The organism is Dyella amyloliquefaciens (genome assembly GCF_004296575.1).
Classification (GTDB): Bacteria; Pseudomonadota; Gammaproteobacteria; order Xanthomonadales; family Rhodanobacteraceae; genus Dyella; species Dyella amyloliquefaciens.
Window position 1 is genome coordinate 295,099 of record NZ_SAYT01000004.1, and the last position, 13,245, is coordinate 308,343.

Annotated in this window: 9 protein-coding genes; 5 read left to right on the top strand and 4 right to left on the bottom strand. The window is 66.7% G+C overall.

Annotated features, from left to right (window positions below):
* Nucleotides 1–34: 34 nt before the first annotated feature.
* Complete coding sequence (locus EPB08_RS11645; protein WP_229238315.1) at nt 35–1,078, bottom strand: GGDEF domain-containing protein; 1,044 nt, start codon at nt 1,076–1,078, stop codon at nt 35–37.
* Between the two features lie 155 nt (nt 1,079–1,233).
* Between EPB08_RS11645 and EPB08_RS11650 the strand changes: the two genes are divergently transcribed.
* From EPB08_RS11650 to EPB08_RS11665, 4 genes are all read left to right on the top strand, one after another.
* Nucleotides 1,234–2,409, top strand: coding sequence for a VirK/YbjX family protein (locus EPB08_RS11650; protein WP_130619260.1), 1,176 nt, complete (start codon nt 1,234–1,236; stop codon nt 2,407–2,409).
* Complete coding sequence (locus tag EPB08_RS11655; protein WP_229238316.1) at nt 2,409–2,963, top strand: RNA polymerase sigma factor; 555 nt, start codon at nt 2,409–2,411, stop codon at nt 2,961–2,963. Before EPB08_RS11650 ends, EPB08_RS11655 begins: the two co-directional genes overlap by 1 nt.
* Nucleotides 2,960–3,949, top strand: coding sequence for a FecR family protein (locus EPB08_RS11660; protein ID WP_130619261.1), 990 nt, complete (start codon nt 2,960–2,962; stop codon nt 3,947–3,949). Before EPB08_RS11655 ends, EPB08_RS11660 begins: the two co-directional genes overlap by 4 nt.
* A gap of 123 nt (nt 3,950–4,072) precedes the next feature.
* Entirely contained in the window at nt 4,073–6,472 is a 2,400-nt protein-coding gene (locus tag EPB08_RS11665; protein ID WP_229238317.1) for a TonB-dependent siderophore receptor, read from the top strand.
* A gap of 91 nt (nt 6,473–6,563) precedes the next feature.
* Here EPB08_RS11665 and EPB08_RS11670 read toward each other — a convergent pair whose 3' ends face one another.
* The gene (locus EPB08_RS11670) at nt 6,564–6,926 is read right to left on the bottom strand and encodes a hypothetical protein (protein ID WP_130619262.1); all 363 of its coding nucleotides are present in this window, start codon (nt 6,924–6,926) and stop codon (nt 6,564–6,566) included.
* A 227-nt stretch (nt 6,927–7,153) separates the two neighbouring features.
* The gene (locus EPB08_RS11675) at nt 7,154–9,043 is read right to left on the bottom strand and encodes an LTA synthase family protein (RefSeq protein WP_229238318.1); all 1,890 of its coding nucleotides are present in this window, start codon (nt 9,041–9,043) and stop codon (nt 7,154–7,156) included.
* A 226-nt stretch (nt 9,044–9,269) separates the two neighbouring features.
* Here EPB08_RS11675 and glnE point away from each other — a divergent pair, with 226 nt between their 5' ends.
* On the top strand, nt 9,270–12,122 hold the full coding sequence (gene glnE, locus EPB08_RS11680; protein ID WP_130619264.1) for a bifunctional [glutamate--ammonia ligase]-adenylyl-L-tyrosine phosphorylase/[glutamate--ammonia-ligase] adenylyltransferase: 2,853 nt from the start codon (nt 9,270–9,272) through the stop codon (nt 12,120–12,122).
* Nucleotides 12,123–12,156: 34 nt separating this feature from the next.
* Here the strand turns inward: glnE and EPB08_RS11685 are convergent, their stop codons facing one another.
* Complete coding sequence (locus EPB08_RS11685; protein ID WP_130619265.1) at nt 12,157–13,134, bottom strand: mitochondrial fission ELM1 family protein; 978 nt, start codon at nt 13,132–13,134, stop codon at nt 12,157–12,159.
* Nucleotides 13,135–13,245: the final 111 nt, after the last annotated feature.

Here is a 13,245-nt window from a genome sequence, read left to right on the forward strand (position 1 = left end):
ACAGCAGCAGGGCGATTCCGTTCGCCCGCAGGCATCAGCGGCGGGCGTTCGGCCCCTTGCGCTCCCGTTTGACCGCGTACATCGCCGCATCGGCCTGGGCCAGCAGGGCTTCGGGGTCCAGCGCACTGTCGAGCGCCACGGTGACACCGATGCTGGGGCCGGCGTACTCGATCACCGTGCTGCCAAAATGGAAGCGGCCGGTGGTGGCCGTCAGCAGGCGATCCTGGATGGTCTTGCCGACGGGTTCTGCCTCCGCACGCGGCGGGCTCGACAGCGCCACGAATTCATCGCCGCCGATGCGTGCGACGAAATCGTCGATGCGCATGGCGCCCTGCAGGCGACCACCGATGGCCCGCAGGAACTGGTCGCCCGCCTCGTGGCCGTACTGGTCGTTGATCGCCTTGAAGCCGTCGAGATCGATGAAGGCCACGACCAGCGCGCGATCACCCACGGCGAGCGCCGACTGCCGGCGGGCGAGTTCCGCCATCAGGGCGCGCCGGTTGGGCAGGTGCGTGGTGGCATCCATCAGCGCGCTGACGGCCAGCGTGTCGTTGGCCTGGCGCAGCGCATGCACCAGTTGCTCGCGCTCGATCTGCTGGCTGATCAGTCGCGCGAACATCTGCAGCACCTGCTCGGCACCATCCGCCAGCGGCTTGCGCTCGTCGCTGGCGGCGCACAGTGTGCCGTACAGCGAACCGTCCTCCATGCGCACGGGCGTGCTCGCGTAGGTGGCGATGCCCAGCGCGCGCGCCGGGGCCGAGTCGGCCCAGCAGTTGGCCACGTCATCGGTATAGGCGCGGTTTTCCTCCAGCGCGCGCTTGCACAGCGTGCCTTCCCACGGCACGGACAGTCCCTCGGGGATCTGCAGCCGATGCGTGTTGCGCGCATACAGGATGTACTGGGCGCCTGCTTCCAGGTCGATGGTGGTCAGGTAGGTGGACTCGAGCCCGGTGACCGCCTGCAGCAACTCAAGCAGGGGGCGCACCAGTTCTTCCAGGGTTCGTGCCTGGGTCACCGATTCGGCGAGCCGACCGACGAAGTCGGCAGGAAGGGATGAAGCGGGCGGCATCACGACCATGACGTTGCGCCTTGAATGGATGGTCAGCGGGAAGCCGTCCACGAAACGGCCATAGGGCCATTAGAACCACGCGCGCCGGGCGTGGCAATCCCGGGGGCGGCAGCGAAGTGAAGATTTTCGCCGCAGGCATTTCCGATTCCGCGCATTCAAACGTCTTGGCTTATGTCACAGCCACCACGCGGGTCACGCGCGCCTTGAACGAACGGAATCTTCTGCCGGGGGAGGAACCCCTGGACGCCGACCTGGTGTTCGCGGCTAGCGGCTGCGCCTACGCGGCGCAACGCTCCCTGGAACGCGAACTGCATCTGGCGAGGCCGGAGCACCCGGTGGCGGCTGGACAACGGGAGAGAGTTGCCACGGATGGCACCCCTCGCCTGGCGCTATGGTGGCGCTCATTGCGTGGCCGCAGCGACTGGGTCGGGCATCCTGGCCAGCGCGCGCTCATGGCCGCGAAATACCTGGTGCGCGCCAGCAGCCTGCCGATACGCCACCAGCGCTATCTCGCATTCCTGTCCTCGCACCCGCTGCTGCGCGCTTGCGTGGGCTGCGATCCGCGGCTGCAGGAGCGTCACCTCCATCGTTTCATTCATCGGGGTTGGCATCGCACGACGCGTCTGCGTGGCGTGTGGAACCATTACCGGCTGTTGCTGGAGCGCTGGCCCGAAACCTTGTTCGAGTCGGTCTATGTCCATGGCCGGGCCAGCTTGGGCGAACTGGTGCTCAAGGACGGCAGCGTGCTGAAGCTGCACCTGCGCCCGCCCATCTACATGGGCTGCGAAGGCGAGCTGGCGATCGAGCTGGGCGACGCGGATGGCCGCACGCTGTACCGGCTGGTTGTCACCCTGATCGACGAGCACACCATGGCCATCGGTTGCATCCAGGGCCCGGATGGCGCCGAGGCGCGCGACGAGGTGCGCGTGCTGACCCGCCAGATGCACGGCATGCGGCCCAAGCAGCTGCTGCTGGTGCTGGCGTACGTGCTGGCCGGGCAGTGCGGTATCCGCCATATCCTGGGCATCAGCAACGACGCCCATCCGCTGCACGGGCGCACACGGTTCCTGGCCGACTATGACGCGTTCTGGCAGGAACAGGGCGGCTGTGCCAGCGGAGACGGCTGGTTCGTGCTGCCATCGACCCTGCATCACCGTACCGAAGCGGAAGTGGAGAGCAAGCATCGCGCCGCATTCCGGCGCCGCGCCGAGTTGCGCTGGCAGGCAGTGCGATTGTTGAACGGCGCGCTGCGTCCCGTGCCGTGGTGGCGCGGCGCGCCGTTGGCGGAGGCGGCGGTAGAATCGCCGTTTCCGCTTCCGGACGTGCCCGAGGAAGCCTAGTGAACGAACCCGCCGACCTGTCCGGCCCTGTCGACGCCAGCCCGGACCCGGCCCATGCCCTGCGTGTCGCGACGTTGTTTCGCGAGCACAACCGTGCCCTGGTCGCCTTCCTGCAGTGTCGTCTCCACTCGATCTCCGACGCACAGGAAGTGGCGCAGGAGGCCTACATGCGGCTGGTGGTGATGGAACGTCCCGAGCAGGTTGAATCGTTACGTGCTTACCTGTACCGCGTCGCGTCCAATCTCGCCGTCGATCGGCTGCGCATGCGCAAGGTGCGCGACGAGCATCCGCTGGTGCCGCCGGACGAGGATCTGCACCTTGCGCCGATTCCCGAGCGGCACGCGGTCGCCACCGGCCAGCTGCACGCCCTGCAGAACGCGTTGCGCGAGTTGCCGGCCAAGACGGGCCGCGCATTCGTCATGCACGTCATTGATGGCTGCGAGATCGGTGCGATCGCGCGGGCGATGAAGATCAGCGAGCGCATGGTGCGCTATCACGTGGCCAACGCCCTGGCGCATTGCCGGGCGCGGGTCGACGAACCGGAGATGCCATGATGGCCCCCACCACGAACGAACAAGCGCTACGCATCGCCGCCGACTGGTGGGTGCGACTGCGCGACGCCAAGGCAGCAGAGCACACGACGGAACAGTGGCTCGCCTGGATCGACGAAGACCAAGCGCACCTCGCCGCCTTCGAGCGCGTGACCGAGCTGGCGACACGCCTGGGTGCGCTGGGAGAGGTCTCGCACGCGAAGTTGATGGCCGAGTTCGCACCTGCCCAGACGCCGCGCCGCTGGTGGGCGCTGAGCGCCGCAGCCGCGGCGGCCGTGCTGGTGGCTGGCGGCTACATCGGCTGGACGGTGCTCGAGCGTCCCGCCGCCGCGCAGCTGTATACCAGTGCGATCGCGACGCAACGCGATGTGACGCTGGACGATGGTTCGCGCGTGGCGATGGGCGGCGCGACGCGGCTCACGGCGCGCTTCGGCCGCGACCATCGTGAAGTCGAACTCGACGAAGGCGAGGTCTATTTCGAGGTGGTGCATGATTCGAGCCGGCCGTTCGTGGTGCGCGCGGGCAAGCTGCGCATCGAGGACATCGGCACCGCATTCGACGTGCGCCGCACCGGCGATCACGTCACGATCGCCATGGCCGAAGGACGCGTGCACATTTCCGACGATGCTTCCGGGCAGGGCCACGGTCTTGAAGCGGTAGCGGGGCAGGCGGTGTCGTACGACCCCTCGCGCATCGCGCTCAACGTCACCAGCATCGATCCCGCGCAGGCGGCGGCGTGGCGCGATGCACGACTGGAGTTCGACAACGAGCCGCTGTCGGTGGTGGTGGCCAACATCAATCGCTATCGCTCGCATCCCGTGCGCATCGCCGACGCCGGCCTGCAATCGATGACTTTCACCGGCACGGTGAAGACCAATGCCATCGACGACTGGCTGCAGGCCTTGCCGCAGGTGCTGCCGCTCAAGGTCAGTGAAGTGGGTGGACAGACCGTGCTGTCGGATGCGCGGGGCAAGCACGGCGCCAGCTGACGAAAGGGTGCGACACCAGGACGGCAAGGCTGGTGTCAGATTGCGTTCATCCCACTGTTTTGGCGACAAAAACGCTTGAGGGCATGTCACACTCGTGGTTTTCGCTCGCAGGACGCGAATGCCATGAAGGCGTGCGTAAGGCTGCTGCTGTCAGGCAGCGTGGTGATGTCGGTGAACCTGGTCATGCCAGGTGCCGCCTTCGCCGTCGTGCGCGTGATCCATGAAGGCACGCGCACCGAGTTCGCGATACCTGCGCAGCCATTGGCCACCGCACTGATCGCCTTCGGCAAGCAGGCCAATGTGCAGGTGCTCACGTCGGGCTGCGCGATCGCCCGCTTCCGCTCGCAGGGTGTCAGCGGCGCGCTTACGCCAGAGGCCGCGCTCGAGCAGTTGCTGCAGGGCACCGGGCTCGAATACGCCTTCACCCAGACCGGCACCGTCGTGGTGAAGCCGTCGGAGAAGGCGGAAGAACACGCGGCCGGCGGCAAGGCGAAGGCACCGGTCGAAACCAAGAACCTGATGCCGGTCGAAGCGATTGGCCTGGTGGGACGCGACGTCGGCTTCCTGGGTTCATCCAACAGCATGGCTGCGCGCAACGATGGCGACCTCATCGACGTGCCGCAGTCGGTCAGCGTGGTCACCCGCGGCCTGATGGACTCGCAGCAGCTGCTCACGGTGGCCGACGCCGTGCGCAACGTGGCGGGCGTGCAGTACGTGGAAGGCTCCGATGGCTTGCCGCTGTTCCAGATCCGCGGCTTCTACACCGGCAATGGACTTACCGATGGCATGCCCAACAGCATTGCCGGGTCCGGCGATTTCCCGCCGCTGGTCGGCGTGCAGCGCGTCGAAGTGCTGAAGGGACCGCAATCGGTGCTGGGTGATACGGCAGGCAGCAACTTCGGCGGCCTGGTGAACGTCACCATCAAGCAGCCGCAGGCCGAACCGGTGCAGCAGCTGACCGCGATGATCGGCGAGCAGGGGCAGGTGCAGGCAGGCCTGGACATGGCCGGCCCGTTGGGCCACACGCCGGGCCTTACCTATCGCCTCGTGGTGTCGGGCGACTATGGCTACCGCTCACCGCAGGGTTATCTCAACCGGCGCAGCGCCTATATCGCGCCTGCGATTGGCTGGCGCGGCGACAGCACCGACCTGGTGGTGGGCGTGCAACGCATCGTCAATCGCCTGCCGGTTCCCGATCACGTGGTACTGCTGGGCGACTCGCTTTCCACGGCCTCGCCCTACGGCATCCTGCCGGGCAACCCGCGCGATTTCGCCAACTACCAGACCGACCGCTTCTACTACCTGCTCGACCAGCAGCTGGGCGGCGACTGGACATGGCGCAGCCGTGGACAGTACGTGCGGCAGCGGAACAACCAGCACAGCTGGACGCTGTACAGCCCGATGCTCAATGGCGACAGCACGGCCGTCGCGGAGGCATATCGCTATGATGACACCTACTACTCGCTGCAGAACGACCTGATCCGCACCTTTGATACGGGATCCCTGCAGCACACGGTGACGCTTGGCGCCGACTACGCCCGCTCGCGCATCGGCCATTCCGATGACTACGTCCACGCCTATGACGACGGGGTCTACAACCTCTTCAGCAGCCGCCAGCTGCCGGTCGTCGCGTCGGTCATCCAGCCGCAGGACAACCAGCCCCTGGGTGGCACGCCGTGGTCGGTGGACAGCGGCCTGTTCCTGCAGGACCAGCTCGCCTGGGGCGAGCACTGGGACATGCTGCTGGCGCTGCGTCGCGCCGCCTACGAGGTGTCGACCGAAGACGTCGAAGGCAATCCATGGACGCCGCGTCGTACCAAATGGGTGCCCAACGCCGGCCTGGTGTACAAGCTCACGCCCGACATCGCGTTGTACGGCGGCACGTCCAACGGCTTCCAGCCGGTGTCGTACCTGGGTGAGAACGGCAGGCCGCTGGTGCCGGCGCTGTCGAAGCAGCTGGAGGCGGGCGCCAAGTTCAACCTGTTCAACGAGCGCGCGCGACTCACCGTATCGCTGTATCGCATCACGCTCGACCACAGCTACCTGCTGGTTGACGAGCAGCCGCCCAACTTCGCGACCTTGGGACCCGGCCAGACCAATCGCGGCGTGGAACTGGAGTTCGCGGGCGAGGTGGCGCCGGGGCTGGACCTCAGCAGCAGCTATACCAACGCGCTGATCAGCAATCACGATGGCTCCAAGCCGACCGGTGCGCCGCGCCAGCGCTTCAACGTGTGGGCCAGCTACTGGTTCCAGGGGGGCGCGCTGCGTGGCTGGGGCGTGGCCGGCGGCCTGATGGCACGGGGCCGTTCGCTGGGGCAGAGCATGGACTACACCACGTACTACACGACGCCGGGTCAGGCGGAGGTAGGCGCTAGTGTTTCCTATCGCGCCGATCGCTGGAGCATGACGCTGGGCGTGAAGAACCTCTTCGCGCGTCGACTGGTGGCCGACGATTTCAACGAAACCTTCGTGCCGCTGCGCACGCGGCGCAGCTATCTGCTGTCGGGCAGCTACGACTTCTGATTCGCCGGCTGCCGCCACGTTGAAACCCCGGCATAAAAAAATCCCGGGAGCTGGGCTCCCGGGATCTTCATTGCGTTACTGCAGGTAAGGATCAGCCGCCGGTCTGCGCGCCAGCTTCAACCTTGGCGTCGGTAGCAGCCTTCGCCTTGTGCGAAGCGTGCTTGCTGGCCTTGTGCGCCGCATGCTCGGTGCTGCTCGCTGTCTTGTCTGCGGTCTTCTCCGCCGTGGCGGCGGTTTTGTCGGCGGTCTTCTCGGTGGTGGAGGTGGTCTTGCCCGCGACCTTGCTGGTCATGGCAGCCGTCTGGTCGACAGTCTTGCCGGCGGCGTCCTGCGCTGCCGCGGTGTTCGCGCCTGCCTCGACCTTCGCCGAGGCCGCGGCGTTCTGGGCGAACGCGGGTACGGTCAGGACCGAAGCAGCGGTGACGATGAGGGCGGCAAGCATGGTCTTACGCATGAGGAAAACCTCCAGTGTGGGAATGCCGACGAAGGCGTTGCTTCGCGGCTGGGATCCAAGCTAGACGGATTTCGCTCTACCGAACCTGAACGAAAACGGCTCCCTTAAGCCGCCAGACAGATCGCTGAATCCGCGCTTCGCAACGCGAATTTTCCGCCTCTTCGCCTACTTGCTTTCCTTGGAAAACGGCCGCCGTGCTCGATCCGTTTGGACGTCCATACCGTGCGTTACTGCTGCACCCCGGTGGTTTCCGGTTCCGTCAGGCTGACGGTGTGGCCGGCGCCAGTTGCCGCGGTCTGCACTTCCGCACGTGGCAGCAACGGATCGAGCTTGCCCTTCATGCGAAGCAGGGCGACGTTCGCCATGTCCTGGTCGGCGGTCTTCTCGTCGCGGTCTTCGCTGGCGGGCGGCGCACCCGGCGCACGCGTGAGCGCCGCCAGCTCGGGGGCGATCACCTGGGTGAGCGCGAAGTACGCGTCATCGCGGATGCCGGCCTGCTCCAGCAGACGGCCCGGCAGCATCCAGGAAGCCAGCGATTCCCGTGTCGGCGTCGTCGGGTTGCGCGGATCCACCAGCAACCAGACGCCAGCCTGGGCCAGCATGTCCTGGCCGTCCACGAAGCCGGCCTGGTTGTAGGTGTCGGTGAGCGCGGGGAGGTGATCGCCATAGAACAGCAGCAGAGTGGGGCGCTCGCGGTGCGCCAGCAGCTCGGCGAGGCGGCCCAGCTCCTGGTCGGCGTGCTGCATGTGGTAGAGGTAGTTCTGCAGCTCCAGCTTGTTCTTGCCGGTGATGCCGTCCGGCACGGGAATGGCGTCGCGCGTGGCGGAATCGGCGGGCGGCACGTCGTACGGGCCGTGCGCCTCGATGCTGATGGCAAACAGGAACTGCGGTGGGCCCGCGTCCTTGAGCTGAGCCATGATCTCGTCGGTCATGGCGCTGTCGGCCATGTACTGGCCGTCCATCGCCGCCTTCGCGGGGAAGGACGAACGCGAGACGAATCGATCGAAGCCGATGGCGTGGAACGCCGTGTTGCGATTCCAGAAGCCGGGGTCGTTGCCGTGCACGGCGATCGTCTCGTAACCATGCGAGCGCAGCGCGCGCACCATGCTGGGCACGACCTTGTGGTTCATCTGCAGGTACGGGAACTGCAGATCGTCGAAGTAGCGCAGCGACAGGCCGGTAAGCACTTCGAACTCGGTGCGGATGGTGCCGCCACCATAGGTCGGTACGTGCAGCGGCCCACTCTCGCCCTGCGCCTCGAGGCGGCGCAGGTTGGGCGTGAGGTCGGTGCCCTGGTAGCCCTTCATGATCGACGGATCAAAGAACGATTCGCTCTGCACCACCACGATGTCGGGTGTTGCACCTTGGTTCGTCGGCGATTGCAGGCGTTCGCGCAGGCTCGCATCGCTCCGCACGATCAATTGCTGGGCGGCGGCTGGATCGGGTTTCTTGCGTGCGTGGCCCTGGTGCAGGTGGAACATCAGCAGCGAACTGACCAGCCCGGAATGCTCGGCTGTGGCCTGGGCCGACCACGGCTCCAGCCACAGGTGCTGGCCACCATAGATCTTCATCCAGCCCGGCATGCCCGCCAGCAGCGTGCCCAGCAACAGCAGCAGCGCCACACCGGATACCAGCCGCTTGCCACGCGTGCGCCGCGCGAACAGTGGGATTTCCTTGCGCCACGCCAGCACGATGATGGCCGCGGCACCGAGCAAAGCGAGGTAAGGCCACGGGCTGGCCGGCAGGTAACTGCCCAGCAGCTGGAAGCCGCCGCGGCGCAACTGGCCCAGCATGCGGAAGTCGGCCGGCATCAGCGGCGTGTTGAGGTTGCTCACCTTCAGCGTATTGATCGCGTAGACCAGCGCTTCCAGCACGAAGGCGACGCCAAAGGAGAGCAGGGGGCGCCGCGACAGCACCAGCAGCAAGGTCGCCAGCAGCAGGCCGGGCAGCGCATTGGCGATTGGAAAAATCGGCTGGCTGAACGCCTGCGCGGAACCCACGCCTTCGCCGCCATCGACCAACCCGGTAGCCAGGGTAAAAATGACCGCCAGCGACGCGATATACGCAAGCCGGAAGGCAAGGGAACGCGCTGACAGCGCGGAGGGGGTCGCTGACATCGTCATGGCATCCTGCAGATGGCTGTCATGGCTCGGACACGGGACTGTAACGACCCGGATATGAACCAATTGTTGTGCACCGGCAGGCAGTTATCCCGGCAACACCCTCATGGCCAACGCCTCGTGGCCTGCCTCGGTGCACGTGAGGCGGGTTTCCGGTCACCTTCCGGTCATATTGGGAGGCCGAGTGGTCGGCAGCAGGCGTGCAGTGCGGCACAATGGCCCGATGACCGTTCTCCACAGGCCTCAGGAATCACCGGCGCTGCGCGCGCTCATCGACGACCGCTATGGCGAACTGGCCGCGCGCTGTCGCGCATTGGGCATCCCGTTGCACGATGACGCCGGCGTGGCCGAGCGCATCCGCCGCACCCTGCTGGCCAGCGACTTTGCCTTCGATATCTGGTTTCGCCAGCCGCAGTTGCTGTCGCCTCAGGGGCTGGAGCGGTTGCGCTCGGGCAGCGACGCGAGCGCCCGCATCGATGCACTGAAGCTGTCCGACGACGAAACCGTCTGCCTCACCGAACTGCGCCAGTTCCGTCATGCGGAAGCCTTGCGCCTGGTGTTTCGCGACATCAACGGACTGGATGAGTTGCCCGAGACGCTCTCGGCGACGAGCGTGCTCTACGAGGCGTTGCTGGGCGCGGCGCTCGGCTGGTCCGAGCGGGCGCTGGCCGCTCGCTACGGACACAGCCGCAGCCACGAAGGCGAGCTGCAGCGCATGGTGGTGATGGGATTCGGCAAGCTCGGCGGTAGCGAACTGAATTTCTCGTCCGACATCGACCTGGTGCTGGCCTATCCGCACGGCGGCCAGAGCGATGGCGCGCGTTCGCTCGACAACAGTGAATACTTCGTGCGGCTCGCGCGCCAGCTGGTGCGCCTGCTCAACGAACCCACGGTCGACGGTATCTGCGCACGCGTGGACCTGCGCCTGCGTCCGTTCGGTAATGCGGGCCGCCTCGCGCTGCCGTTCTCGGCGATGGAGCAGTACTACCAGAGCGAGGGGCGCGACTGGGAGCGCTACGCGTGGATCAAGGCGCGGGCGGTGGCGGGCGACCGCAACGGCGGCAAGGAACTGCAGGACATCCTGCGGCCCTTCATCTATCGCAAGTATCTCGACTACACCGCGTTTGCGGGCCTGCGCGAGATGAAATCGCTGATCGATGCGGAAGTGGCGCGCAAGGATCTCGCCGACAATCTCAAGCTGGGTCCGGGCGGCATTCGCGAGATCGAGTTCGTGGTGCAGCTGACGCAGATGATCCGTGGCGGCCGCGAACCGTCCCTGCGCGTGCGGGGCCTGCTGCCCGCGCTCACGGCCTGCGAGGCGCGCGGCCACATCAGCGCGGCGCGTGCGCGTTCGCTGCGCGAAGCGTATGTGCTCCTGCGTCGCGTGGAGAATCGCGTGCAGATGCTGCGCGATGCGCAGACGCACGACATCCCCGAGGATGCCTTGAGCCGCGAGCGCATCGCGCTCGGGCTGGGGCATGCATCGTGGGAAGAACTTGAAGCGGAGCTCGCCACGCATCGTGCGCACGTCAGCGAAGAATTCGCCGAGGTGCTGATGCCCCAGGGCGGCCGCACCGCCAGCGCGCCGGTCGAAGGCGTTGCGCTGTGGCAGCACGCCTGTACGGAGACGCTGGATGCGAGTGTGATGGAAGCCTCCGGCTTCGTGCCGGGCGCAGAAGTGGCCGAAGCCTTGCAGAAGCTGGCGATGGCGGCTTCAGTGCGCGCGATGTCGCAGCGTTCGCGCGAACAGCTCGATCGCCTGATGCCGCAGCTGCTGGCGGTGGCGCGCAACAGCGCCGCACCGGTGCCATGCCTGTTACGGCTGTGCCGCCTGGTGCAGGCAGTGGCGCGACGCTCCTCGTATCTCACCTTGCTGGAGGAACAGCCTGCCGCACGGCTGCGCTTGGCGCGGCTCTTTGCCGAGAGCGCATTCCTCGCAGAACGCGTGATCGCGCAGCCCTTGTTGCTCGACGATGTCCTCGACCCGCGCATCGACCAGCTGCCGCTCAAGCGTGCCGACATCAGCGCGGAAATCACTCGCGTGCTGGCCACGCTGGACGAGCGCGAAGCCGAGGCGGAGCTGGAGCGCCTGAATGAGTTCAAGGCCAGCGTGGCGTTCCGCCTCGGCCTGGCCTTCATCGATGGTCGCGCCGATGCCGTGGCCACGGCACGCCGTCTGGCGGCGCTGGCCGAGTCCATCGTGATCGCGGTGATGGCATTGGCCGAGCGCGAACTGGTTGCCCAGCATGGGCGTCTTGCTGGCGAAGGCAGCGGTTTTGCCGTGCTTGGCTACGGCAGCGTAGGCGGCGAGGAACTGGGTTTCGCCTCCGACCTCGACCTGGTGTTCGTCTACGACACCAGGCGCTCGCATGCGATGAGCGATGGTGTCCGTTCGATGGAAGGCTCGCGCTGGTATCAGCGACTGGCGCAGCGCGTGATGAACTGGCTGACCGTGCTCACGCGTGCAGGTCGCCTGTACGAAGTGGACACGCGGCTACGTCCGGACGGTTCCAAGGGGCTGCTGGTCAGTAGCCTCGAGTCGTTCACCGGCTACCAGAAGAGTCGTGCATGGACCTGGGAACACCAGGCCCTGCTGCGCGCGCGTCCGGTCGCCGGCGACGTGTCACTGCACGCCGAACTCGCCGCGGTGCGTCGCGAGGTGTTGGCCGTGCCGCGCGACCGTGCCTCCGTGCTCAAGGAGGTCAGCAGCATGCGCCAGCGCTGGCGCGCCGAGCGTGATCGCTCGGATGATCGGCAGTTCGACCTGAAGCAGGGCCTGGGTGGCCTGCTGGATATCGAGTTCGCGTTGCAGGGACTGGTGCTCGCGCACGCCTCCGAACATCCATCGCTGCTCAACGCCACAGCCAACGCCGCGCTGATCGAGGCCTGCCGCAACGCAAGCTTGCTGGATGGCCGCCAGGCGGGCCTGTTTGCCGAGGCGCACGCGGAACTGCTGCACCGTGCGCTGGCCTGCACGCTGGATCTGCGCTCGCGCATTGCACCGCGTGACAGCGAGCTGGACCGGATATCGACCCAGGTGCAGGACGTTACGACGGAGCTGGGCTTTACGTTCTGACCGTCGTGGTCCGCCATGCTGGCAGCGTGCAGGCTCAGCCTTGCAGCTGGCGTGCGGCGATGCGTTCGTAAAGCATCGCGGCAATGGCGGTCGTCTCACGCAAGGGTTCGACCGGCGGGACGGCGATCGCATCGATGTCGTGCAGCCGGCCTGCCTGCCGCAACGCCTGATGGAAGCGTTCGAGCTTCTCCGGCAACGCGCCGACCACCAAGGTGTGCACCGGACAACCTACGGCGCAGGCTTCGGAAAGCATGTTTACCGAATCGGGCGTGACCACCAGCCGGTCGGCCCAGCCCAGCACACCGGGATACGGATTGCTGCCGTCGTCCTGGCCGGACCAGATCAGGCCAGGCCGTCCCTGCAGGCGTTGGCGCATCAGTTCGACCAGGGCTTTGGGCGTGCGCCGCGAGGCAAGTACCAGCAGGCTGCCGCCTTCTTCGCGCTGGCGCGACAGCAGCTGGCCGGCCAGTTGGGAAATGTAGCCTTCGTTGAACGTGACACCTTTGCGTGGGCCGCCGAGCAGCACGCCGACGCGCGGCCGCGGCAACTCGGCAAAGCCCGGGTCGGCGTCGCGACCGTCCTGCAGCCACTGGACGTCGACCGGATTCAGCGAACCCAGCGGTTGCAGCACGTTGGGGCCCGAGAGCCGATCGTGGCGGGGGGCGATCACCGTGTCCCAGTGCGCGGGATCGATGCGCGGATCGAGCACCTGCACTGTATAGACACGGCCCGCACTGAGATTGCGCAACAAGCGTGTGTACAACGCCGACGTGCGACCGCAACCGATCGCCACGGTGGGCCATGGAGCCGCAAATTGTTGCCTCTGCGCGGACGAGAGCGCCGACAGCGCGCCGACCGTGAGGCGTGGCGCCAGCCATGACCAGGGAGCTGCCGGTTCCAGCTGCAGGTGGCGCACCGGCAGCTCCAGTCGCTGTGCCAGGGCCAGGGCCTGGCGCTGGTTGCCCGCGGCCGCATCGGTGATCACCCAGCAGTCGCCGTGCAGCTTCAGCATGGGCGTGTGACCGATGGCATTGTTTCCCTGAGCAGTACAGTTCGTTTCATTCGCCTGGGTCCTGTTTGGACGCAACCGCCCTTACACTTGGGTTCGTTGCGCCACCGGTGG